Origin of the sequence: Enterococcus plantarum (assembly GCF_001730295.1) — a bacterium.
In the GTDB taxonomy this organism is placed as follows: Bacteria; Bacillota; Bacilli; order Lactobacillales; family Enterococcaceae; genus Enterococcus_L; species Enterococcus_L plantarum.
Window position 1 is genome coordinate 102218 of record NZ_MIKA01000048.1, and the last position, 25017, is coordinate 127234.

Below are 25017 nucleotides of genomic sequence, written 5' to 3' on the forward strand. Positions count from 1 at the left end.
TTGAATCAAATTACAGAATTATCAGAAGAGCAATTAAAAACACTTGCAAAAGAAATTAATAACCTCGCTAGACAGGATAGGGAAGATGAGAAGCGAAGATTAGTGAGTAACGCTTATCACAACACAAGAATGCTTCTTCGGAACTACAATAAATTAAAGAAACACTGTGAGATCGTAGACGAACAAGTTTCATCAGAATTAGGTACTTTATGGAGCGATTGGAGATTTGATCTTGATTCGCTACTAGAACATAAAGCCAAAACTGTAAAATTGATGAATCATGTCGATAGAGCTTTAGAGGCATACAAAATCTTAGACCCAATAAAATATGATGTACTGGCAAATAAATATTTTAGATTTAACTCAATGTCCGACGAGCTTATAGGCAGTAAATACGATGTAGACCGCCGCACAATAAAAAGATGGGAAGATAAAGGTGTAGAAGACTTATCTATAATGGTGTTTGGGGTCGATGTTATATTTAATAAATTGTAAATGTCCAAATGATGCCCCACAATGGTACATTGATAATGGTATATTGATATTATGAAATATTAAGATAAACCACCTATAGCAAAGAATTACACACATCTTTCCCAAATTATGACAAGAGCTGATTACTGCTGTAGGTAGTTTATAATCACTCACAGGCTAACAACAAAAAACTAAAAATAAGGATGGTGAATACTCTCCCTCATAGAGTTTATTTCATTCTTGCCTGTGGGTGTTTTAACATTAATTGAATAAGATTATATAAATCTGATATAATGCTTTCGAGGTGATTATTTGAAAGGCGAAAAACAGAAAAGAATTTTAAAAATAGTTTTTGGGTTAATAGCTTTGTTAATAATTTGGTTACTTTTTGAAAATCCGCGAAGTAATTCTCCTGTGAAGATAAGCGAGTCAGTTACTCTGGATGGTATAAGCTATACTATTGATAGCTACAAAATTAAAGAAAGAGATTACGGTGAGAGATCAGATATTATTTTAAAGGTGAGATTTAAAAATATTTCTAATCATCCCCAAACTACAACTGGTTACCCTTTTAATCTTAAGATAGGTGATCAAACTTTCAAACCATCAAGTGAAAGGTCTAGGGTAGCAAACGGTAACAATGTTTATTTTAGTTCAGAACTAAATCCGGAACAAGAACAAAGTTTAAATGTAGTTTTTGATGTAACAAATAATCAAGCAGCAGAAACACCTATTAAAGCTGTTCACAAGAATCAAGAATTTTTATTGACTGATTGAATTATAAAACAAACAAGGAGACAGCTTGACGGCTATCTCCTTTTCTTGTGCTTTGGTTTATACTGCTTATCCTTATGACGGTGATAGATATCATGCAGTATATTAATCATGGATAAAGTTTTAAACAGTATATCTAATATGATGATGCCTCCTACGGCATGCAAACAAAGTATTCCAGTAGTAAGTATATCATAATCAACTATAAAGAAAGGTGGTGATGGAAAATGAGTGGATTAAATCCAAGACAACAGGCTTTTGCTGATGAGTACATCATCACGGGGAATGCTTATCAATCAGCTTTGAAAGCTGGTTACAAAGAAAACTATGCAAAGAATGCTCAAGAGAAATTGGTGGAAAAAGGTGGAAAGGTATCTGAGTACATCAAAAACAAATTAAAAGAGGTTCAGATTGAGCGTCATTTAACGATGGAAGAAGCGTTGGCAATCACAGCATCAATCGCAAAAGGTGAGCCTCAGTCGTTCGTTGTTAGACAAAGAGATCCTGATACTAAAGAAATAATCGCTGAAGAAATAAACGAGTATTCAGCAGGATTTAAAGAACGGAACCAGGCACTAGAACACTTCTATAAAATCAATGCTGCATTTATTGACAAGCAGCAAGTTGAAATTTCCGAAGCTCCGACCTTCGTCGATGATATAAGTGGTGATGACGATGGTTAAAAAGCTATCCGAGTTGCTACCTAAACGATTTCATTCAGTCTGGAGAGCAACTCTCAATTCGGATATTTTAAACGTTATCTGCAAAGGCGGTCGTGGTTCAGGGAAGTCATCTGACATCGCACACATTATCACGCAGTTATTAATGCGCTACGCCATAAATGCAGTTGGTATTCGTTACGTTGACAATACGCTTGAACAATCACTCTACGAGCAAATGAAGTGGGCTATTGAGCAACAAGGAGTTACTCATCTATTTAAGTTTAATAAGTCACCATTGAGGATAACTTATATACCTCGCGGTAATTACATGATTTTCAGAGGAGCGCAGAATCCTGAACGAATTAAATCGTTAAAAGATGCTAGGTTTCCATTTGCCATAGGCTGGATTGAGGAATTAGCGGAATTTAAGAATGAAGATGAAGTAACGACGATCACTAACTCTCTGCTACGTGGAGAATTAGAAGATGGTCTTTTTTATAAGTTTTTCTACAGCTATAACCCGCCGAAAAGAAAACAATCATGGGTTAATAAAAAGTACGAGACAAGCTTTCAACCTAAAAATACATTCGTACATCATTCTACTTATAGAGACAATCCTTATATATCTAAAGAGTTTCTCAATGAGGTAGAAGCGACTAGGGAACGCAATCATAGACGTGCTGAATGGGAATATGATGGTAAAGCGATTGGCTCTGGTGTAGTACCGTTTGATAACTTACAAGTCAAAGCTGGATCAATCACAGATGATATGGTGGCTAACTTTGATAACATCCGAAATGCTGTCGATTTCGGTTATGCTACCGATCCACTGGCTTTTGTGCGCTGGCATTATGACAAGAAGAAAAATGGCATCTATGCAATTGATGAAATATATGGTGTTAAAATCAGCAATCGTGAGTTTTCTAAGAAATTAAGCGATAAAGGTTACCAGTCAGATAGGATGTTTGCTGATTCTGCTGAGCCTAAATCTATTGCTGAGTTAGTAAATGAACATGGTATTAAAAAGATAACTGGTGTTAAGAAAGGTCCCGACTCAGTGGAATACGGGGAGGAATGGTTAGATGATTTAGATTTCATATGCATCGATCCACTAAGAACACCAAACATTGCCCGAGAGTTTGAAAACATTGATTATCAAACAGATAAAGATGGGAATCCTAAGCCGAGACTTGAGGATAAAGACAATCATACGATTGATGCAACACGTTATGCGTTTAGCGAGGATATGAAAAAACAACCAGAACCAATAAACGTCAAGAAAACGATAGATACATTCAAGAAATTAGGATTAGGTAGGTGATTAAATGGAAAAGAAACTTTTGAACGGTTCAAGGTTTGATGAAGAAGCAAATAAAGTCTACCGTTTACCAGTAAATAAATTACCAAAAAGATTGATGGGCTCAACTGACGGTTATGCAGAAGAAGTAATCGACTTCGAAAACGAAGATATGCTGAAGATGATCGTTAAATTTATCCGTCATCACAAAGAAAAGCAAGTTCCAAGGTTACAGGAGTTAAAGCGGTATTCGTTAGCACAAAATAATATTAAATTTACAGAAGATAAAAGTGCTGACAGGGCAGATAATAAGATTGCTAACGATTGGGCAAGTTTTATTGTAAATTTTAAAAAAGGTGTACTACTGGGAAATCCTTTAAAGTATAGCGGAGAAAAAACAATTGCTAATAAAATTAATGAGTTTGCTAGTCAATCAAACGAAGACTATCACAACCAACTAATGGCAGACGATTTACTCGCTTTAGGAAGAGCCTATGAGTATGTAGGTCGTGATGAATATGGAAAAGAAACATTAATTAAGTTCAATCCGGAATGTACGTTTGTTATCTATGATACAACTAAAAATGCTAATTCTATTTGTGGTGTAAATTATTATGATGTTGAGTTTAATGATGAGACAACAAGTTATGTAGATATATACGCAAATGACGGTTTTCTATATCAGTTTGGGTCAAGAGAACAGGATTACGATAACTTAACTCTTTATGATCACGATCAAACCTATTTTAATACCGTTCAAATTAACGAATGGGTAAATAATGAGGAACGATTGGGAGACTTTGAAAAAGTTTTGGATAATATTGATGCTTATGATTTGTCTCAATCATCTATGGCCAACTTTCAACAGGATTCATCAGAGGCTTATTTGGTAATTAAAGGTAATCCAGAAACGGCAGCGGATGAAGAGGGAAAAAATACTAAGTTAGAAGTCCTAAACGCAATGATTAAAGCAAGAGTATTAGTTTTAGGGGATAAAAAGCATTATGGCGAGGGACAAACAGGAAGTGAACCTGATGCTTACTATCTCAAAAAAGAATACGATACAGCAGGAACAGAAGCTTATAACGATCGGTTAGTGTCTGACATGTTACGTTTTACATCATTAATTGACTTTACGGATGAAAATATGGGTGGTAATCAATCTGGTATTGGATTTAGGTTTAAAGGCTGGGGAAATGATAACGATCGCAAGAACAAAGAACGCATGATTAAAAAAGCTATTATGCGACGTCTGAGATTGCTTACCCACTCCTGGTCACTAAAAGACAATTTGAATAAACCGCAAGGCTTTGCTGACAAAGTAAAGTCTATTTTTATGTCTGCAGATAAGAAACAAGAGTCACTGTATGACAAAGTTAATGAAATTGAAATCCTATTTACTCCTAATGTTCCACAATCTGATGAGGAGATCATGAAAGTTATTGCTGGCATGGTCGGGATTGTATCAGATGAAACATTGTGTGAAATGGCTGCTAAATTGACTGGAGTTCCAGCAGAAACAGAAATTAAACGAATCAAGAAAGAAACTGATGATAGTGTTAATCGGGTCTATGATGGAGAACCTGAAAAAGAGGTTGATGTGAACGATGACGAAGAACAACCAGATTAATTATTGGAAAGATCGAGAAGAAAAAAATATTAATGCTCGTAAAAAAACTGATAAACAAATTGCGAAAGAGATTGAAAACCTGTATGTTGATACACTTACAGAAATCCAAAAGGAAATCGATGGTTTTTTAGGAAGGTATGCGAGCAAAGAAGGCATATCAATACAAGATGCTAGAAAAAGAGTTTCTGAAATGGATGTCAAAGCATTTGAAACAAAGGCTAAGAAGTATGTCAAGGAAAAAGACTTCTCCCCTCAAGCGAATCGAGAATTGAAAATCTATAACCTTAAAATGAAACTGAATCGCTTAGAGCTCTTGCGCTCTAACTTATTACTGGAATTAACAGCCTCTAGTGATACGTTGCAGAAAATATTTGAAGAATACCTATCATCGGAAGCAAGAAGCGAATTTGACAGACAATCAGGGATTCTAGGAAATGTCACTGGAGACTACAAAAGCAAAATTGATTCCATAGTTAATGGGTCATACAAAAATGCTTACTTTAGTGATCGTATTTGGGGAATTATTCAAGTAGATTTAAGAACAGCTTTAGAAAAACTTTTGTTAAAAGCAATTGTTCAAGGTTCAAACCCTCGTGAAATAGCTAGGCAATTGAGGAAACCTTTTGATGTTGCTAAAAATCAAGCAGAGCGTTTGGCTCGAACTGAATTAGCAAGAGTCCAATCCGAAGTGCAGAAACAATCCTATACGTCTAACAAGATAGATAAGTTCGTTTTTATTAGGGAAGCAACAGCTTGTCCAATTTGTAAAGCTGTATCAACAGAACCGATATCTATTGATAAGTTTGAAGTTGGAGTGAACGTGGCACCAATACATCCTAATTGCCGATGTAGCACAGCGCCGTATTTTAATCGGGATGAATTCGAGAAGTATTTGGAGGGTAAAGGATTATGATGAACCTTTCAGCTGCAAGACAAGAAAAAGAACGAGGTGTGTCAGTAGAAGCTATCGTTGAAGATTTACAAACAGTTGAACTTGAGCAGATAGCTGTTGTAGGAATTAATAAAAACGATGAACTGGTGATTGGTTACTCTCTAGACAATAGATTAGAACTAATAGGTATTCTCGACGCACTAAAATCTAAGTTAATTGATGGAATACATTATGAACAAGATTAAGTCTGCCTGATCAGTAGGTTTTTTATTGTAAGAAAAGAAAGAAGGAAATTTAAATGAAATTCGAACAGATTTTGCCATTCTTAAAAGAAGGAAAAAAAGTATTCCGCACAGGTTGGAACGGAAGAGGAATGTTTATAGTTCGCCAAAAAGGGTATCCAGAAGGTATCTCTTGTAACAAGCAGACTGCTGAAGCTTGGGATTTATCAGAAGGTGATTTATTTAAAGTCAATCCGTATTTACAAATCAAAAATGCCGATGGAACTCATGCGATGTGGGTGCCAAGTATTGGAGATATATTTGCAGAAGATTGGGAAATCAAATCTTAGTAATTTAACTTTTGTTATGTCCAAGCATTGATGACATTAAAAGCTATGGAAGTGCAAGCATTTATCCACGTTAAAAGATATGGGAAAGGAACGATTATCATGAAAAGAAAGAAATTAGGAATGAACTTGCAGTTTTTTGCGGAAGATACAGGATCTAACGGTGGTGGTGATAATCCGGATAACACCACTAACGGCGAAATTGTTGAAAAAGCAAAAGATGAGCAAGAGACGAACGAATCTGATAAAAAATATTCGGATGAGGACGTCAACAAAATCATTGATGCTAAATTTGCTAAATGGAAGGCAGAACAGCAAAAAGAACAGGATGAGGCAAAGAAATTAGCTGAAATGGACGACAAAGAAAAAACGGATTACGAGAAACAGAAATTGCAAGAAGAAGTCGATAATCTAAGAAGAGAGAAGACTCTAGCAAAAATGGCAAAAAGAGCTACTTCTATGCTTGCTGACAAAGGTGTTCAAGCTAGCGAGGGTATTCTTTCGTTTGTTGTCAAAGAAAGCGCAGAAGCCACATCAGAGAGCGTAAAAGCGTTTATTGAATTAATCGATGCAGAACGAGAAGTCATCAAAGCGGATTTTGAAAAACGTTTAGGGTCTAAATTGCCGATGGATGGCACAACATCAACTACTCTTTCTCGTGGTGCTCAAATGGCAAAAGCAATAAACAATCAAAGTAAAAAGCCTGAGTTTGATCCTTGGGCAACAAAATAGGAGGAATTTAAATGGTCTATGTAAAGAAAACTCAAACGTACAAAGATATTAATATTTTAAAAAGTGCTACTTTCTTATCTTTCACAAAACAAGTGGATGATACACATGCAGGAGTGGTGGATGGCGTATTGCCAGCTGGTTCTGTTTACCCTAAAAATGATGCAACAGCAGAAGGTATTACGATAAACGATGTAGATGTTTCTAGTGGTCCGCAACCTGTTGGAGTGATTGTAGAAGGGCATATCTTGATTGAGCGTTTACCAGTTAAACCAACGGATGCAGCACAAACAGCAATGCGTGAAATTAAGTTATATGATGCTACAGGGAAAATGTTAGCACTACCTACTGCACCAAGTGGCGGACAATAAGGATAAAATAGGAGGAATAAACAAATGGCAAATATTGCAGAATTATTTTCACAAAAAAATGTATTAGATTATGTAAACGGACGACAAGCACCAATTTTACTTGGGGAGTCATTATTCCCAGCTCGTAAAGTGCAAGGGTTAGAGTTTGATGTTTTAAAAGCAGGCTCAAAAATCCCTACAATTGCTAGTGTGCATGCATTTGACACAGAGGCGCAAATCGCATCTCGTGTAGGGTCAAAAAGTGCGCAAGAATTAGCATTTATTAAGCGTAAAATCCAATTAAAAGAAAAGGATCTTATTGCTTTACGCAACCCTCGTACCGCAGAAGAACAAAGTTATCTAGAAAAAGAAGTATACAACGATATAGATTCAATGGTTGGCTCTGTAAATGCTCGTGTTGAAAAGATGCGTATGGAAGTATTGGCAAATGGTACTGTAACACTTGATGAAAACGAACTTGATTTAATCGTAGATTATGGAGTGCCAGAAGATCATCAAGCAACAGCTGATTTTACTAAAGCTGATACAGATATCATTGGATTGTTAACAGATTGGGCATCAGCGTTAGATACTATGCCTACAAGAATGCTGACATCAACTAAAGTTCGAAATGCTATTCTACAAAATACAGGCGTAAAAGCATATTTCAAAGATGCAGGTCTATTACCAACTCCTGGATCATTAAATCAAATGCTACAACAGTTTGGATTACCAACTATTGCTACGTATGACGCGAAATACAACAAAGAAAATGCAGCAGGTATTTTAGTTAAAGAACGCTATTTCCCAGAAGATAAATTGGTTATGTTTGGATCTGAAAACCCAGGAGAATCTATCTTTGGCGTCACACCTGAAGAATCTCGTTTACTTTCTGGTGGTTCTAACGATTATACAGTCGGAAACATCATTGCAATGGTGTATGAAGAAACACTTGATCCAGTTGGCACATGGACAAAAGCAGCGGGAACAGCTTTACCAAGTTTCCCGGAAGCTGACAATGTATTCCAAGCTACTGTATTACCAGCATCAGCAGGAAAAACAAAGAAAGGTTAGTCAATGACTAGCCTTTTTATTTTTGAAAGGAGGCAGTCATGAGTGATCAAAATATTTTAGAAGAAGTCAAACGAACTCTTGAAATTGAAGACGCTGATTTAGATAGTCAGCTGACAGATTTTATAAAGCGAACAACTCAGCAATTGAATGTCCGTTTAGGCTTCTTAGAATCTGTTCCTGACGTTTTATCTTATATCGTAGTTGAATGTACTATTAAACGATTCAACCGCAAAGGGAATGAAGGAATGAACTCCTACGGCCAAGAAGGAGAAACGATTAACTACGGAAAACTTTTGGATGAATTTCAAGATGATATTGATGCTTGGAAAGCTAAAGAAGAAGCAGAGCAGAATGTTTCTCCTCGAAAAGGAGTTGCTCGTTTCATATGAGATATAACACTAAAGTCACATTTGTTACTGAAAAAAATGGTTATTATGACCCTGAAATTGGCGAACATATAGAACCAAGTAAAACAGAAAAAACAAAACGTGTAAATATGACTGATTTAGGAACAGATCGTTCAGTTAAAATATTTGGCGAAATAGATGAAAGTGCCAAGGTTATCAGATTACTAAGACCTTACAATAAAAAATGGGATTATGTAATGATAGATAATCGGAGATTTGAACTGGTAACGAAACGTAGTCTACCTCAAAAGAATACGTTTATTTTGAAAGAAGTGATTAAAGATGGCTAAAAGAGCATCATTTAAAGTAAATGGACTTACTGCTTTGTCTAAAAAGCTAAAGGAAAACGCAACAATGGATGATGTAAAAACCATTGTAAAAACCAATACTGCTGAATTGACAACACGAATGCAGAATGAGGCTCAACTAGTATTAATTGGTCACTGGGAGGGTAAGAAGTTTGTCAAACCAACAGGAGCAACCAAGCGTAGTATTACTATGCACATATCCAACAATGGATTAGCCGGGCATACAGGGCCGAAAACAGAATACTCACCTTATTTGATTCGTGGAACCAGATACATGGTTAAACGAGATTTTTTCTTTTCACCGCTTCGAAAGCAAAAGCAGAAGTTTAAATCAGATTTAGAAAGGTTGATGCAATAGTGTTTAAAACTAGGGATCAATCGATCTTTGATGCAATGTTTAAGTGTTCCGAGAAATTGGGTTTCAAAACCTATGACTTTAAACCGATGGATGATGTTCCTTATCCGTTCGTTGAATTTGAAGACACTCAGACCATTCATCAACCTAATAAAACTGATATTAAAGGATCGGTGATACTGGTTTTGTCGGTTTGGGGCTTACAGAGGAAAAGAAAGCAGGTGTCCGATATGGCAGCTGCTCTTTTTGATGGAGCTTTGCAGATTGACAAGACTATCGACTATTCTTGGTCGCTAAATGTACAATCGAGTGACATTAAAATCATAGATGATTTATCTACTAACACGCCGCTTAAACGGGCGGTAGTAACGCTTGAATTTAGAATTTTATAAATGGAGGTAATAGAATGTTAAAAAAAGGAATTGACGTGATTCTTTTATACAGAGTATTGAAAGATCAAGCCAACGAAAATGCAAAAACAGTCACCTATCAAACAGAACATAGTTTCACTATGTCTCGTAGTTCTGATAGTACACCCACAAAAGATGGAAATGTCCAATCTACAGGAGCAATTGAATATGATTTTAGTTCTACGGCTTTGTATGAACGTGGCAGCGAAACAATCAAAATGTTATACGATGCATTTATGAACAATGAAACTATTGAAGTTTGGATCGTTGACAAATTAGATAAAGACGAAAGTGGAAAGTTTGCTGCAAAATATTTACATGCAGATATTACTAGTTATGAAGAAACTGCAAACTCTGAGGATAATGTCGAAGTATCCCTAGAATATGGAGTTCAATTAGTTCATCAAGATGGTTATGCAACGTTAAGCCAAGAGCAAGAAAAAGCTGTACAATATGCGTTTGAAGACACAGTGAAAAAAACACCTGAAGGATAAGCTTTTTTGCTTGTCCTTTTAATTTTAAGGAGGATGTCATATGGAATTAGAAATTAATGGAGAAGTATATCAATTTGTATTTGGGTTTGGTTTTGTAAAAGAAATGAATAAACGGTTTGCTATAGATGGTCGAGGAATGAAAATGAATGCTGGCATCGATACTGTCGTAACAAATCTGTATATGGGAGACATCGAAATATTGGTTGAAGTCTTGAAAGTCGCGAATTTAACAGAGAAGCCTCGTGTTTCGGAGAAGGACATAATCGAGCATATTGGTCAATGTGATGTTGATACGGTTTTTGACAAAGTGATGGACGGGTTAAAAGAGTCGGGGTTTACAAAACGAAAGACCTTAAAGCTGGTCGAGGAAATCGAAAAAGGTCAGAAATAATTTGCCAAAGCTTTGAAGAGTTATATAGAGATATTCAAATTAACGCACTTACTTACTTAGGTTTTTCAGAGTTTAAAGAAATAGATAGAATGAACCTCGCTGAATACGAGCTTCGAATGATTTCTTATCGTTTAAAACGATTAAACAAATCACGAGAAATACATGAACAAGCATGGGCAAATAATCAAATAAAAGCAAAGAAAAAATTAGGCAAAAAAGAAGTTCCGTATTTTAAAAAATTCAACGAATTCTTTGATATGGAAAAGCAAGAAAAGGCAATTTTAGGTAAAGAAGAAGAAGTTCCTAAGTTTGTCAATCCGTAAGAAAGGAGGCAAATAATGGAAAGTTATTCTGTTGAAGCGATTTTATCTGCTGTCGATAAGAATTTTACCTCTACTATGGACAGCGCAGGCAAATCAATGGGTGGGCTGGAAAAAGATACTCAAAAAACTAATACTTCAATCCTCGACATCGCAAAAGGTGTCGGGGTTTTTAAATTGGTAGATGCTGGGGTAGGTATGGTTAAAGAATCGCTCGGCGGTGCAATTAGTCGATTTGATACATTAAATAAATATCCAACAGTTATGCAAGCTTTAGGTTATTCCGCTCAAGATGTTGATAAATCGATGCAAAAACTATCTGATGGTATTGATGGATTACCCACGTCACTTGATGAAATTGTAGCCAGTACCCAGCAATTTGCTATTTCTACAGGTAGTTTGGAGAAAGGGACTGATACAGCAGTTGCTTTAAATAATGCATTTCTTGCTAGTGGTGCTAGTTCTGCTGATGCGGCACGAGGTGCAGAGCAATACAGACAAATGCTGGCTCGTGGCGAAGTAGATATGCAATCGTGGCGTTCTGTATTAGATACAATGCCAATCGGAATGGATAAAGTGGCTAAGTCATTCAGAGATCAAGGAGTGAATTCAACCAACGAGTTGTATGATGCGCTTAAGAACGGGAATATCACCTTTGATGAGTTTAACAATCGTTTGATTGAATTGAATGATGGGGTTGGCGGTTTTGCTGATTTAGCTCAGAAAAATAGTAAAGGGATTGCGACCTCATTTGCAAACATCAGAACTGCTGTTGTAAAAAACGTAGAGAAAGTGATTCGTGCGTTTGACGAAGGTTTACAAGGAGCTGGATTCGGCTCTATCGCAGACAACCTAGATAAAGTAAAAGGATTAGTAAATGATATGTTTGGTGCGATTATTGCAGCTGTACCGCCTGCATTAAAAATGATTTCTGATCTAATCAATACGATTAAACCTTTTACTCCGGTAATTCTAGGGTTAATAGCAGCTTACACCACTTATCAAAGTGTGATGAGTGTCGCGCGGACGGCACAAGCAGCATATAATGGCGCATTAGCGATAACTAATGCATTACTCAACGCGAATCCAATTGGGTTAATCATCACTGCTGTAATCTTACTTGTTGGAACGATTGTTTATTTGTGGAATACAAATGAAGATTTTAGAAATGCAGTGATAAATATTTGGAAAAGTATCACGGCTACTATTAGCAATGCGGCTGATGCAGTTGTAAAAGCCTGGGATGCTACTGTCCAATGGTTTTCTGATATGTGGAAAGGACTGCAAGATACCGCAAAAAATGCAGCAGAAGGCATAAAAGAAGTTTGGAGCAATATTATGGGTTGGTTTTCTAATCAATTTAAAGGGATTCAAGATGCTGCCGTCGGTTTGTGGAATGGTACTAAAGAAACTGCTAGTGCTGCAGTTGAAGGAATAAAAAATGCATGGGCCGTTGTTAAGCAGTGGTTTGCTGATTTATGGGCTGGCGCAATCTCTACAGCGAGTGGATTAATAGACGGTATAATGCAGTACGTTAGTCCGCTTGTCTATGGAGTTAAGAACGCTTTTATTCATATGAGTCTGTTTCTTAAAAACCTATGGAAAAATATTATTAATATGGCTAAAAACTCTTTTAACATTATAAAAAATGTAATTATGGCTCCTATGTTATTTGTTACTTCTTTTATCTCAGGTGGTTGGGAAGAAGCTAAAAATAATATGATTAATGTTTGGAACAATATAAAAGAGTCAGCTAATAACATTTGGAAGTCCATTACTGATATTATTTCTAATTTCTTCTTGAACATCAAAATGTCAGGATTGAATGTTTGGTATGGATTGAAGAATACGTTTATTAATATCTGGACAGAGATATTAAGTCATGCTAATGATATATGGGAAAGTGTTAAAGCTTATTTTAGTAATCTGTGGCTAACAATCAAAGAAAATGCTATACAAGGATGGATCGATACTAAGAATGGTATCGCTGAAACGTGGGCTAATTTGAAACAAGGAGCTGCCGATACAATTGAATCAGTAAAAAACTTTTTCGTTAATGGTTGGCAATCTCTTAAGGATGGGACTAAACAAACGTGGGATAACATAAAAAACGGCACTATAAATGCATGGGAGGCAATCAAGAAATTCTTCTTTGACACTGTAAATAACATTGTTGATGGTGCTAAAAACGCTTGGGAAAACTTAAAAAACAGTGTTAGCAATGCTGTAAAAAGAGTTGGAGAAATTTTTAATACGTTGAAAAGCATTGATTTGCTACAGATAGGAAAAGATATCATAGACGGACTAGTCAATGGAATTAGGCAAAAGATTGAAGATGTTAGAAAAGCAGTAACAGACGTAGCGAATTCTATAACTGGTAAAATCAAAAAGATTCTCGATATAAATTCACCATCTAGGGAAATGTTTAAACTGGGCGGATTCACATCACAAGGTTTGGCTGGCGGCATTTTAGATGGAGCTGATGAAGTAGAAAAAGCTTCTGAAATCCTAGCTGAAAAAGCAACCCCTAATTTGGACATTGGAAGCAGTATTTCGGAAATTAACAGTGACATCAACGGAAAAATAAATCATGACGTCAGTTACGGAAATAATAAACAGTCAGCAACTTTTAACATTAAACTAGGAAACCAGCAGTTTAAAGCTTTTGTTTCCGATATCTCTGACGTGATGGGTGGAGAATCAGATATCAATCTTAGTTTTTAGAAGGGAGAATATAAATGTACGCATTTGAAGATACGATCAAACGAAAACGTAAATCGGATATACCATTGCCGACTTCAGCAATGAACTATGATGGTGTCTGGTTGGAAGATGCAATTGAAGGATACAGAACACTTAATGTGACAGGCAGAGAAATGATTTCACCCGAAATACAATCTGAAAATGTAAATGTTGGATCTATCATATCTAGTCAGAGGCTCCCTTCTAGAACACTGAAAATTACCTATCAAATAAAAAATGATGATCCAGAAATGATATTAGTCAATTTTAGACGATTAGTGGAATATTTATTTAGAGAGCAGGACGTCCCTATTTATTTTAACGATGAACAGGACGTCCTTTATTATGGTCGTTTTTCAGGAAGTGATGACATCCCAGGAGATAGGTATATAGTAACCGCTAATTTAGACATTTTTTGTGCTGATCCGAGGAAATACAGTACGAAAATTTATCAACCGAAAAAAGTAATTCGCGGTCGTTTTTTTTATCAAACTAGGCCAACAAAGATTGTCGTAAAAATTGAAAAGGATGCCAGTTTAACCGTGACGAATGGCGCACAAAGCGTGAAAGTCGTGAGCGGGAAACTATCTCCTAATGATGAAGTAATCATCGATTTCAAAGAAGGAAAGGTATTGGTTAATGGAATCAATCGAACAAATTGGCTGGATTTGAGCAGCGATTTTGAAAATTTTGAATTGAAAAATAATCAGGTTCTTAGCTGTGATAATGGAGTTATGGATGTATATTATCGAGAGGTGAGTTTATGAGTGAACATATTTACTTTTTTGACGATTGCCAGCAATTAATAAAAATCGTGAATGAAGATAAGATTTTGGAATCTATACAAGATAAAGAAATTACCACAAGCAAAGAAGAGCTACTAAATAGCACACTGTCTGTAACAATTACATTTGACGCAGAGTTAAAAGAAGCGGCATTTATGGCTGTTAAAGAAAAAGACAATTTCTATGCGCTTTATAGAATCGTGAAAATCAATGATCCTGAAAATCAACTGATGTTTGTCGGCGTTGACTTTGCGCCAGATGAACTAGAGGGCTATATTGTAAAAGATATACGACCGAAGAATGAATCTATAAGAAGCATTACTAAACGCTTGTTAGAAGGTACTGAATGGGCTTTAGGGAATGTTGATAGTGCTATCAAAAACATGAGTGGAACTTTTTACTATATCTCTGTAAAGGACGCTTTAAAGCAATTACAAGCTCTGGGATGCGAAATTCTATTCAGCTGTAATTTGAATGCAAATGGTATATCAGAAAAGCGGGTAAACATTTATCAAAGGATTGGAACAGATAGTACTACTCGTTACACATACGGTGATAAAGCATTAACTGTTGTGAAAGAATTAGATAGAAATCAGCTTTTTACATCAATTATTGGTCGTGGTAAAGGTGAAGAAGTGGGAGACGGATACGGTAGGCGTTTAGAATTTTCCGACCTTGAGTGGAAGAAATCAAAGGGAGATCCTCTAGACAAGCCAAAAGGGCAAAACTGGCTGGAATATCCTGAAATGACAAAACTATACGGCATTCCCACGAAAGATGGGAAAATGCGGAAGAGAGAAAAAGTTGTTGTTTTCGATGATGAAGAAGACAAAAAATCATTATTAATTAATACCTACTCTGAGTTGATTGAGTGTTCTCGTCCGCTGGTTCAATTCAAGGCTACAATTACTGAAGGTGATGTTATCGGAAATACAGTAACGATCCATAGATACGATCGAGGCTATCACTACAAAACTCGTATATTCAAAACAAAACTCGATCGATTGACCGGAGTGACAGAGGCTAGTATTGGTGATAATTTAACCTCAAATATTTCGAGAAAAACTTCACAAATGGTTAGTGGGTTACAAAGTTTAGAGTCTAATAAGATGAACTTTTATAGTTCAGAAGAGATTTCCAAATGGCAATCAGATATTATTCGTGGTGCTAAAGGTGGATCTATTCTTCTTATGTCTCCTTCGGATTTAGGAGTTTCACAAAGTCGCGAACCCTATCAAATGGTTTGGATGAATGGCGATTCGCTAGATACAAGTGATCATTTTCTTGTGGCTAACAGTGAAGGCATCGGTTTTATTGACGGGGACTTCAATCTTGATAATTTTAAAACCGCTTGGACAATTGATGGAGTGTTCAATGCTGATTTTATTAAAGCGGGTACTCTAGAAGGCATTCTATTCAGAACCACGTTTGAAAAAAGTGCAACAGGAATCGAAATTGAAAAAGGGAGAATTAGTTTCATTGGATTTGACAGTAAAAGCAGAATTGGCCGTTTAACGCCATCTAGTGCCAAAGAGGGAGAAGGAATCAGTATTACACTTGAAAAAGGAAAATACTTATCTTTTCACGACGGTGAGGGAACGATGATTTTTGAAATCCCTGTGAATTCAACTCAAAAATCTCCTGCGCTAAATACCTTTGGTAAACACACTCACAAAGGCGAACTCCATGTCGATAGATTATTTGTGGGCGGAAAAGAAGTCGTGCCTGGACAAGGAAGCGGTGGTGGCGGTGGAACTCCACCAGGATTAACGACCGAACAAGAAAAAAATGCATGGGCTATATGGTCTTACTTCAAAGCTCGTGGATGGACGGAAGAAGCAATCGCTGGAATGCTCGGCAACATGCAATCAGAGTCAGGGATTGTGGCAGATATAGACGAGTTAAGCGGTGGAGGTGGATATGGTCTTGTACAGTGGACACCAAAATCAAAACTTGTTGATTGGTGTAATGCTCGAGGGCTTAATTACCGTACAATCGATGCACAGTGTCAACGAATTCAATGGGAGATGGAGAATGAACAACAGTGGATCGCTACGAACTCTTACCCCTACAGCTTCAAAGCATTCACAAGCAAAAAAAATATATCTGAATGTGCCTATGCATTTATCACGAATTATGAGCGCCCACTTAATCCCAATCAGCCGATTAGAGCGACACAAGCTCAACATTGGTATGATAAATTACACGGTTTAACTGGTGATGGTAGCTGGAAGAATCCAGTAAGATCCAGTTATGTTGTGACCCAAGAATGGGATGCTCCAGATTACTGGAGTGGAGGGAGTGCAGGAATCCACGGCGGTATTGATTTGGCTTCTGTACCGGCGGGTAGCACACCGGATATATACGCTGCTAAATCTGGAACTATCCTGATTACAGGAGTCGGAAGTGTGGAAGGGAATTATATTATGATTGATCATGGGGAAGGCTTCTATACTTACTATGGTCATTTAAGTAGTGTCAAAGTGAAGCAAGGTGACAAAGTAACTAACAATACAGTCATAGGAACGATGGGGACAACTGGAGGTTCTACAGGAGTACACCTTCACTTTGAGGTTCGAAAAGGCGGACAGAGTTCAAACTTCCGCATAAATCCACGAGATGTTATTAATTTTTAATAAGGAGTGATTAATTTTGCCAATAAAGCATACAATGACCCTGTCTACCACAGAACCTAATAACAATGTAGGTGTGATTAAAGTTAGACAAGAAGACACCAATAGTCAAATCTTTGACGTCGAAGTAGAAGCAAATGGGGAGCCTGTTAATTTTACAGGTTTAACCCCGTTTTTCATTAATAAGACAAAAATAGCTGATGGAAAGCCGGTTGAACAAGCTGACCGTATGAAAATTTATCCAAAAGAAGGGTGTTTGGAATATACGCTAAACAATCGAGATTGGCAATGGATTGGGAAAAATACTGCCTACATTAGTTTTAGAAAATTAAACAATGATGATACATGGAGTGAAATGTACAGCACTCGTGATTTTACTTATCAAGTTACGGAAGGTATCACGCAAGGTACTGTATATGATTCTGGATATGTTTGGACGTTCGAGGATTTGCTGAGGATGTTTGCCAATTTTGTCAATGATAGCGAAAATACCATGTTAAGTCTACAAGATCAGTGGGATAAGTTTATCCAAGATAATAAAGAGATATTAGAATCGATTGATCCAGGTGGCAAATTATTAAACCAATTAAATGAAATGAAAAAGAAACAAGAAGAGTTAGACGGGACAGTGACAATAAACGCAGAACTACAGATAGGGGGCGAGACACCACGTCCAGCATTTGAGCAAGCCTTAAAAACGTTACGCTCAAAGATCGATAAAACAAAATTTAACGTATTACACATGACAGATTTACACACCGATTACGGTTATGGTGCGACATCGTGGAAATATGCGCAGTATTTCTTTTCACACATAACAAATATGCAGTCTTTGGAAGATGTGGCTGATGTGGCTATACACAACGGAGATAACGCAGATTGCTATATCAAAGATAAAGAACAATCAGAGATTCAGCAGCGTAAATTTGGTATCAAGGCATTACGCAAAGCTAAGATACCTACGTTTGTCAATATTGGTAATCACGATAATGGTTCACCGCCATTTAAACGAGACATCGGTAAAGTTATGCCGGGTGATATCATAACAAATGAGGAGTTTAAAGATTTTTATGGCGCACGATCAAAACTATTTGATGAAGTTCGAAATGGCGATAGTTTATATTTTTATAAAGATTTTCCGGAGAAGAAAGTGCGAGTTATCGGATTAAATACCAATGATAATAATCAAACTGTCTTTAGCGCAGACGGCACTTATAAATACGGATCACATGATCATTTCGCGATGCAGCAAGAACAGCTCAAATGGTTGGCTGACGTAGCACTTAAAGTGCCGACTGATTACCATGTCATCGTATTTGGTCATTGCCCGCTACAAGAGACAATATTTGATAATCGAGAATGCTTGATCAAAATCTTGGAAGCATTTAAGCTTGGCACGTCTGTGCCGATAAAAAGTGTTTATCCGGATCACTTAGTCAATTTTACTGCAAACTTCACGAAACAAGGACCAGCAACTTTAATTGGTTACATTTGCGGTCACTGGCACGATGAGGGGTTTAACCAAATAGGTAATAGTATTAAATTCACACAAATGCGTTGCTTGAATGGAGGCTTCAGCGATCCGACATTAATTGATACACCTCAAGAGGATTGCTGGTCTGTCTTATCTGTCGATACTGTAGGAAAAAAAGTAAATGTATATGGATTTGGTCGGGCAACTGATCGATCATTTACTTATTAAGGGGGCTAGAAAATGCTATTTGATTGGAAAAACTTAAATTTGAAAAAGACAGTAGATCGATTAGTTGATTTGGTGGAAAATCATATCGGGTCCAATGAAAAAGAAGCTCATAAGGCTGCAAATGAATTTACGCACGGATTTGCTACACCTGGTATGTATAAGGGGGCAAATAACATACGTCTCAGAGGTGCTCTTAAACAATACAAATCAGTTTTCGATATTCCGTCGGGTCTCTATGAGACGTATGCTGATTTTGGTGATTTACCTAACGGATTGAGTAACACGAGTTCTATTATCCAGTTGAGAATTGAACGTGGTCTAGGAAACAGAAAACAAATTTGGCTAACAGAAGGCTATAATGGAACATTGTGGTATTACACAATGCATACTGATAGCAATTCCTACAATCCGGAAGGATGGACAAGACTTCCCCGAATTGAAGAAGTCTGGCGTGGCACTGCGAAAGACAAAGGTACTGTCATAGCTTTAAATCAACACATGACTCACTTTAGGTCAATTCGCGTGTGGTATGAACTAGCTGATGGGGATTCGTGGATATGCAAAGAATTTGAAGCAAATAAGTCTTTTAATTTGAGAGAGTTTGACGTATTCAACGGATCGGCAGGTGCAATACTCTTTGAAATTCGCATCACTAGGAACTCAAATAATCAATTGACAGTGGAGCAGAACAAAGGTCTTGACCTCGGAACGATGAAAGACACTGCAAGTAATTTAAGAATTAGAATGATAGAGGGAGTGGCTTAAATGGGTAGTAATTATCTAAAACAGGAATTTGTCACTCCAGATGCACAGATTACACTTGGTGCTCACAAGAGACAAAATCTTGAGAGCGTCATCTATTCTTATGATGAAAATATATCTAAATTAATCATTCCCGTATTTGTTCCAGATGGAAAGGAATTAGACTTTGAAAACGTGGAGACAATAAAGGTACTACTGACCGTAGAACAAGACGGAGAAATCAAGAAGATACAAGATACTGCAACCAAAGAAAAAAGCCACAGAAAGCAAATATCCTATATCATCACTAATCGATTAAAAGGGTATCAAGGTAAAGTAATCATGAATGTTTATCTTGATCTTAATAATGGGCAGCGAGTCGATTTAGCGGAGTATGGTTTCACTATGGTACGTTCCGCGATCGATAAAGCCGTTCCGGAAATAGAGCGGTTTTACTTTAAATCTTTAGACGATGTGATTGTTGAATTACAAATTAAAGCAGATGCGGAATTTGATAAAATAAAAACGGAGTTAGAATCAGCAAAACAAAAAATCGGTGTTTTAGAAAAGCAAATTACTAAACAAGACATTGTTAAAAATAGCGATCTTAATAAATACCAAAATACAATAGCAGCAACTGCACAATTACAAAAAATTACTGCAGATAACGGAGAATCTTATTTAAAGGTAAGTGATACGGAAAAAATACTAGACCGAGTCATTAGCACTGGTGCTGGTTTTAGGAACGGGGAAGCGACCGGTAAAACATCAGACTCGCCAACTGGATCAAACGTCCGTTTGATTATAAACATGGTTGTAACTACAGCTGGTAGTGTAATTGCACAAGATACATCAGGTAACGTATACTCTCGCATTATCAGCGGTAGTGTTTGGCGCGGTGATTGGCAACAGCTAGTATCTAAAAGCAGTTTTGACGAATTGGCAAGCAGAGTCACTGCCCTGGAAGGTAAAGTCAAATAAATGAATTTTATAAAAGGATTAAGGAATGGCTGTTTGATGGTCATTCCTTTTTGGTTTGTTATTATATTGTTTTTTATTAAGATTTTTAGAGAGTAGGTGAACAAATGAATGATGTGAAACTCGAAGAATTACAGGACATTTTCGATGATCGCTATATAAAAAAAGAAGATTTAGAAAAGCAGGTAAATGAAGTTGCTAGTAAAAAGTACGCAAGTAAACAAGATTTATTAGAAGCAATTGGAAAAATTGAAGCAATGCAAGTTGAACAGACAAGGAACACTGAAATGTTAAACAAAATCTATGAAATTGTTATCTCGATACAAGAAGACCAAAGCCAACAAAAAGCAAAGCTTGCTCTTTTAGCAACGGACGTAGAGATTGCAAAGAAGGTTTTGTTTAGACAAGTTTGGGAATCCTTACCTCGTATTGTGAGGGTCTTTGTGATAACGATTAGCATTTTCTTACTGTTGATTATCTTTTCGGCGCTAATAGGCGAGACTGCTAATCAATTTATGCAAACGAACGGTTTGTATGTGGCGGTAGCTACTGCAACAATAAGTTATCTATTTTCTAGAAAGGAGTGAACAATATGAGCTATTGCCAATGGTGGAATCCCTGGTGTAAAGGAAAACGAGCAGTAAAAAATGTTTTAAACGATCAAGTATTACGAATTCTCGAAGAACAGAAAAAAGAAGAACAGAATATCAAAAAAACGAAAGAGGAAGCTTAGCGGCTTTCTCTTTTTTAGGAGGAAAAAGAATGGACAGTATATTAGCATCAGCTACAACGATTGTTGCATTTGTATTAGCGGCAACGCAACTAGTAAAGAAGTACACGGGAACTGATAATAAGTGGTTACCATTAATCAATTTGGGCTTAGGAGTAGCACTTGGCATTGGTTGGAGCCTTTCGTATGACCCGGAAAATTTAATTAACTTCATGTGGGGTGGCGCTATAGCTGGTTTAGCAGCAGGTGGGTTTTATGATTTAGGAGCAAGCAACTTAAAGAAGGGCAGTGAAGAGGATGGAGATTAAACGCCAGATTAGGTCTACTCCACAAGTAGGCTATGCACCTTATAGGCAAATCCATCCCCACAGCACTGGAAATCCTAATTCCACCGCACAGAATGAAGCGGACTTTATGAGTCGAAAAGATTTGAATAGCGGGTTCTACACTCACGTAGTTGGGAATGGACAAGTCATCCAAACAGCTGAAGTAGGACGTGGGGCTTATGATGTTGGTGGTGGGTGGAATTACGAAACGTATGCTGCAGTTGAGTTAATCCAAAGTCATGCCACGAGAGCAGAATTTGAACGAGATTATCGTTTATATGTGGAGTTGCTTCGACAATTAGCTAAAGAAGCAGGCATACCACTAACTTTAGATACTAAGGATTTAGCGGGGATTAAAACTCACATGTATTGTACTTACAACCAACCCAATAATGGAAGTGACCACATTGACCCGTATCCTTATTTAAACCAGTGGGGAGTTACTGTCAATCAGTTTGAACGTGATTTAGCGAATGGATTCAGCAGCAATTCAGCGGATAGCACTAGACCAACACAAAAAATAGAAGAGGATGATATTATGTATATTTATGAAGTGACACGCAGACAAGGAAATACGGAAATTTGGTTCATGAACGGAGCAACTCGATGGTACTTACCAACAGATGAAGCAGTAGCGACTGCAGAAGCACAATTGAAAAAATATGGTCGTTCTACCGCTCGTATGCGCTTTAACTATGATAATTTCCAATTGAAACAGTTAGAGAAAGCTTCAAAAGAAGTTAAATAATTCTTTTTCTTTGCAAAATATGACAAGAGTTAATATACTTAACTTACCCTAATAACGAGACTTTTTTATAATCTCCCTTTTCCCATCTCTTTTGAGGTGGGATTTTTTTGTTTATGTGGGAGTGATTTGGGTAGAATTTGAAAGGTATAATTTTGTTTTATAGTTATAATAGCATATAAGCAAGGTCTAAATTGTATAAAAAGAAAGGAGTGAACAGTTCGTTGTTAATAGTCATTGTTCTTTTTTCTATTGTCGCTTCAAATAATGTGATACAATTGAACATAATGTGAAATATTGTTTGGAATGCGAGTGATCGAATGAAAAGATTAGAACAACTTTTTAAGAAGAATCCTAAAAGTGGAAGTGTTGTAACTATTGACAAACATGGCGGTGTGCATTATATCAACTACACTAAAGTTTTCAATGGTACAATTTTGCAAGACATTATTCATTTTGTAAATAGTGTATTGCGAAAATATAAGACACAAAAGATACCATTCTATTTTGAATTTCCAACAAGAAGAATAGAAGTACAAGATAAATTAGTATATATTCTTTTTGAGTGTGTATGTTATCAGTTAAAAAAAGATCATAGACGAGTATATGTATACTGGGACCCGATAGATATAATAATTACACAAGGAATTTTCTCTTCACCACTTAAGTTACTGAATAACTCTGACCAAAAAAGTAATAACAAGTATGCTACAAAATTCAAAGCAGAAATGTATAATCAACATTACAGAAGTCTCATTGCTTTTGATAAGGAGCGGGATTTAAAAACTAATTATTTAGGTAAGTTTCAACAAGAGTTAGAACTTTTTTTAAAAATATTTAATTTATCAAAGGTTCATATAGATAAAATTTCGAATGTTATGACTGAACTAGTTGGAAACGCTGGCGAACACGGAGATTCGGATTGTTTGATTGACATAGATATAACTGATAATCATACTAAACTAGTTGATGATGTTGAACAAAAAGGTCAGTACTACGGAATTAATATAGCTATTGTTAGTTTTTCCGATAAGTTAGTTGGAGATGATATTAAGAGTAAGATATTAGAAAATAAGTTCAAGGAAGGTAGATATAAATATTTATCTGAAGTATACTTGAATCATCTAAGAATGATGAAAGAGGATACCAATTATAAAGAGGAGTATTTTTGGAATATTGCGGCACTACAGGATAAAATATCAGGTCGAAAAAATCTACTTTCCAGTGGAGGTACAGGACTTACAGTATTAATAAATAGTTTACAGCAAGAAGCTGAAAACGATACTTGTTATATGCTAAGCGGAAACGAAGTAATTTTTTTTAAAAAGGAATTCATAGAATTCGATTCAGAAGGTTGGTTAGGATTTAATACACAGAAAAATTTTTACAATTATGCACCAGATAGTGAGATTTTAGCAGAATCTGTTGTATTTATGCCAGGAACAGCGTATAATTTAAACTTTGTGATGAAAAAGGAGGAAAATAAATGAAAATTGTAAAATTGAAATTTGATAATACTATTTCTGGATTAGCTGGTTTTCCTTATGGGCAAAAAATATATGAGGATCAAGTGAAAGGGGTTTATACAAATCACTCTGAGAAAATAGAAATTGAATTTCCAAATAACATACAAAAAGTAGCTTCATCTTTTGTTCAAGGATTTTTTTCGGAACTTGTTTTGGAAGTAGGATATGAAGGAATAGAAAAAAACGTAGAAATTAAGTCGAGTTCAGATGAACTTTCAAAGGCAATAAAAAAACGTTTGTACTAAAAGTGAGTATGTTCCTAAAATTTTTTATAAAAGAGGAGAAGCGAAAATTGAAAATTGAATCTTGGTTATCGATTATTGCGGTAATCGTCTCTGTCGTTTCTTTATTTTGGCAAAACTATAAAGAAAATAAGCATCATAAAGCAAATTTAGAATCTGAGTACTTTAAAGAAATTTATTTGGATTATCTTGTCAATGAAATTCCTAAAGCGAGAAAACCAATTGTTTTTAGTAATGGGAAAATAATTGGTACTGATCAAATGATAGAAGTTTTAAACAATATAAGACAAGACTCTCTTTTCTTTAAATTTGAAGATAATAAATATTATGACCAAATATACTCTAAATTACAAAGTCTAGAAAATAAATATGTCGAAAGTTCTGATGTGAATATGACTAATGATGAATTTAGTAAATTTCACTCAGAAACAGATAGTTCGATGACAGAAATTTATAGGATCATTACTAATAAATATATTGGAAATGATACTAAATAGAAACACTACAACTCCACCCAACACTATAAACTAAAAAAGAACACCTTTCTATGTGTTCGTCACAATCATCGTGCCGCCTCTACATGGGGCGGTTTTCGTACCTTTAGCTCAGTTGGTCAGAGCAGACGGCTCATAACCGTCCGGTCGCAGGTTCGAGTCCTGCAAGGTACATAAAAGTAAGCGTGTATATTCTTTGCACAGCCAAACTTATTAGTATATGCTAATCTTATTCTAA

At 36.2% G+C, this 25017-nt stretch carries 31 protein-coding genes and 1 tRNA gene; all 32 read left to right on the forward strand.

What is annotated here, in order from left to right:
* The 32 genes from BCR22_RS13305 to BCR22_RS13455 all read left to right on the forward strand — a co-directional run bounded on the left by BCR22_RS13305 (position 1) and on the right by BCR22_RS13455 (position 24953).
* Positions 1-495: a hypothetical protein gene (locus BCR22_RS13305; RefSeq protein ID WP_083241842.1), complete on the forward strand. Its 495-nt coding sequence runs from the start codon at positions 1-3 to the stop codon at positions 493-495.
* A 291-nt stretch (positions 496-786) separates the two neighbouring features.
* Positions 787-1251 (forward strand): DUF4352 domain-containing protein, encoded by a 465-nt coding sequence (locus BCR22_RS13310; RefSeq protein WP_069655365.1) that lies wholly within the window; start codon positions 787-789, stop codon positions 1249-1251.
* A 224-nt stretch (positions 1252-1475) separates the two neighbouring features.
* The gene (locus BCR22_RS13315) at positions 1476-1931 is read left to right on the forward strand and encodes a terminase small subunit (RefSeq protein ID WP_069655366.1); all 456 of its coding nucleotides are present in this window, start codon (positions 1476-1478) and stop codon (positions 1929-1931) included.
* The gene (locus BCR22_RS13320; protein WP_069655367.1) at positions 1924-3231 is read left to right on the forward strand and encodes a PBSX family phage terminase large subunit; all 1308 of its coding nucleotides are present in this window, start codon (positions 1924-1926) and stop codon (positions 3229-3231) included. Before BCR22_RS13315 ends, BCR22_RS13320 begins: the two co-directional genes overlap by 8 nt.
* A gap of 4 nt (positions 3232-3235) precedes the next feature.
* Positions 3236-4837: a phage portal protein gene (locus BCR22_RS13325; protein ID WP_069655368.1), complete on the forward strand. Its 1602-nt coding sequence runs from the start codon at positions 3236-3238 to the stop codon at positions 4835-4837.
* Positions 4815-5750: a minor capsid protein gene (locus tag BCR22_RS13330; RefSeq protein ID WP_069655369.1), complete on the forward strand. Its 936-nt coding sequence runs from the start codon at positions 4815-4817 to the stop codon at positions 5748-5750. Before BCR22_RS13325 ends, BCR22_RS13330 begins: the two co-directional genes overlap by 23 nt.
* Positions 5747-5974 carry a hypothetical protein gene (locus BCR22_RS13335; RefSeq protein ID WP_069655370.1) on the forward strand — a complete coding sequence of 76 codons (228 nt, stop codon included), beginning with the start codon at positions 5747-5749 and terminating at the stop codon, positions 5972-5974. The genes BCR22_RS13330 and BCR22_RS13335 overlap by 4 nt, the downstream gene beginning before the upstream one ends.
* Before the next feature lie 53 nt (positions 5975-6027).
* Entirely contained in the window at positions 6028-6300 is a 273-nt protein-coding gene (locus BCR22_RS13340) for a DUF2829 domain-containing protein (RefSeq protein WP_069655371.1), read from the forward strand.
* Between the two features lie 99 nt (positions 6301-6399).
* Positions 6400-7029, forward strand: a complete 630-nt coding sequence (locus BCR22_RS13345; RefSeq protein ID WP_069655372.1) for a DUF4355 domain-containing protein — start codon at positions 6400-6402, stop codon at positions 7027-7029.
* A gap of 11 nt (positions 7030-7040) precedes the next feature.
* The gene (locus BCR22_RS13350; RefSeq protein WP_069655373.1) at positions 7041-7397 is read left to right on the forward strand and encodes a hypothetical protein; all 357 of its coding nucleotides are present in this window, start codon (positions 7041-7043) and stop codon (positions 7395-7397) included.
* 24 nt (positions 7398-7421) lie between these two features.
* A complete protein-coding gene (locus BCR22_RS13355) occupies positions 7422-8450 on the forward strand; it encodes a major capsid protein (protein WP_069655374.1) in 1029 nt (342 codons plus the stop codon).
* 38 nt (positions 8451-8488) lie between these two features.
* Positions 8489-8839, forward strand: a complete 351-nt coding sequence (locus tag BCR22_RS13360; RefSeq protein ID WP_069655375.1) for a phage head-tail connector protein — start codon at positions 8489-8491, stop codon at positions 8837-8839.
* Positions 8836-9147 (forward strand): hypothetical protein, encoded by a 312-nt coding sequence (locus tag BCR22_RS13365; protein ID WP_069655376.1) that lies wholly within the window; start codon positions 8836-8838, stop codon positions 9145-9147. The genes BCR22_RS13360 and BCR22_RS13365 overlap by 4 nt, the downstream gene beginning before the upstream one ends.
* Positions 9140-9523, forward strand: a complete 384-nt coding sequence (locus tag BCR22_RS13370) for an HK97-gp10 family putative phage morphogenesis protein (RefSeq protein ID WP_069655377.1) — start codon at positions 9140-9142, stop codon at positions 9521-9523. Before BCR22_RS13365 ends, BCR22_RS13370 begins: the two co-directional genes overlap by 8 nt.
* A complete protein-coding gene (locus BCR22_RS13375) occupies positions 9523-9912 on the forward strand; it encodes a phage capsid protein (protein ID WP_069655378.1) in 390 nt (129 codons plus the stop codon). Before BCR22_RS13370 ends, BCR22_RS13375 begins: the two co-directional genes overlap by 1 nt.
* Positions 9913-9926: 14 nt before the next feature.
* Complete coding sequence (locus BCR22_RS13380; RefSeq protein ID WP_069655379.1) at positions 9927-10424, forward strand: phage major tail protein, TP901-1 family; 498 nt, start codon at positions 9927-9929, stop codon at positions 10422-10424.
* Positions 10425-10464: 40 nt separating this feature from the next.
* Complete coding sequence (locus BCR22_RS13385) at positions 10465-10815, forward strand: tail assembly chaperone (RefSeq protein WP_069655380.1); 351 nt, start codon at positions 10465-10467, stop codon at positions 10813-10815.
* An 89-nt stretch (positions 10816-10904) separates the two neighbouring features.
* Positions 10905-11138 carry a hypothetical protein gene (locus BCR22_RS13390; RefSeq protein ID WP_069655381.1) on the forward strand — a complete coding sequence of 78 codons (234 nt, stop codon included), beginning with the start codon at positions 10905-10907 and terminating at the stop codon, positions 11136-11138.
* Between the two features lie 15 nt (positions 11139-11153).
* The gene (locus BCR22_RS13395; protein ID WP_069655382.1) at positions 11154-13859 is read left to right on the forward strand and encodes a tape measure protein; all 2706 of its coding nucleotides are present in this window, start codon (positions 11154-11156) and stop codon (positions 13857-13859) included.
* A gap of 14 nt (positions 13860-13873) precedes the next feature.
* Positions 13874-14644, forward strand: a complete 771-nt coding sequence (locus tag BCR22_RS13400; RefSeq protein WP_069655383.1) for a distal tail protein Dit — start codon at positions 13874-13876, stop codon at positions 14642-14644.
* Positions 14641-17298, forward strand: a complete 2658-nt coding sequence (locus BCR22_RS13405) for a phage tail tip lysozyme (protein ID WP_069655384.1) — start codon at positions 14641-14643, stop codon at positions 17296-17298. Before BCR22_RS13400 ends, BCR22_RS13405 begins: the two co-directional genes overlap by 4 nt.
* Positions 17299-17314: 16 nt before the next feature.
* Complete coding sequence (locus BCR22_RS13410; protein ID WP_069655385.1) at positions 17315-18997, forward strand: BppU family phage baseplate upper protein; 1683 nt, start codon at positions 17315-17317, stop codon at positions 18995-18997.
* A gap of 12 nt (positions 18998-19009) precedes the next feature.
* Positions 19010-19762, forward strand: a complete 753-nt coding sequence (locus BCR22_RS13415) for a hypothetical protein (protein ID WP_069655386.1) — start codon at positions 19010-19012, stop codon at positions 19760-19762.
* The gene (locus BCR22_RS13420; RefSeq protein ID WP_069655387.1) at positions 19763-20719 is read left to right on the forward strand and encodes a BppU family phage baseplate upper protein; all 957 of its coding nucleotides are present in this window, start codon (positions 19763-19765) and stop codon (positions 20717-20719) included.
* A 104-nt stretch (positions 20720-20823) separates the two neighbouring features.
* Positions 20824-21303, forward strand: a complete 480-nt coding sequence (locus BCR22_RS13425; RefSeq protein ID WP_069655388.1) for a hypothetical protein — start codon at positions 20824-20826, stop codon at positions 21301-21303.
* Positions 21304-21308: 5 nt separating this feature from the next.
* Positions 21309-21449 (forward strand): hypothetical protein, encoded by a 141-nt coding sequence (locus BCR22_RS15515; protein WP_167351539.1) that lies wholly within the window; start codon positions 21309-21311, stop codon positions 21447-21449.
* 29 nt (positions 21450-21478) lie between these two features.
* The gene (locus BCR22_RS13430) at positions 21479-21754 is read left to right on the forward strand and encodes a holin (RefSeq protein ID WP_069655389.1); all 276 of its coding nucleotides are present in this window, start codon (positions 21479-21481) and stop codon (positions 21752-21754) included.
* A complete protein-coding gene (locus tag BCR22_RS13435) occupies positions 21744-22520 on the forward strand; it encodes a peptidoglycan recognition protein family protein (RefSeq protein WP_069655390.1) in 777 nt (258 codons plus the stop codon). The genes BCR22_RS13430 and BCR22_RS13435 overlap by 11 nt, the downstream gene beginning before the upstream one ends.
* A gap of 317 nt (positions 22521-22837) precedes the next feature.
* Positions 22838-24007 (forward strand): hypothetical protein, encoded by a 1170-nt coding sequence (locus BCR22_RS13440; protein ID WP_069655391.1) that lies wholly within the window; start codon positions 22838-22840, stop codon positions 24005-24007.
* A complete protein-coding gene (locus tag BCR22_RS13445) occupies positions 24004-24288 on the forward strand; it encodes an STAS-like domain-containing protein (RefSeq protein WP_069655392.1) in 285 nt (94 codons plus the stop codon). The genes BCR22_RS13440 and BCR22_RS13445 overlap by 4 nt, the downstream gene beginning before the upstream one ends.
* Positions 24289-24335: 47 nt before the next feature.
* Positions 24336-24782, forward strand: a complete 447-nt coding sequence (locus BCR22_RS13450) for a hypothetical protein (RefSeq protein WP_069655393.1) — start codon at positions 24336-24338, stop codon at positions 24780-24782.
* A gap of 97 nt (positions 24783-24879) precedes the next feature.
* Positions 24880-24953: transfer RNA gene (locus tag BCR22_RS13455), tRNA-Ile, on the forward strand.
* Positions 24954-25017 lie beyond the last annotated feature (64 nt).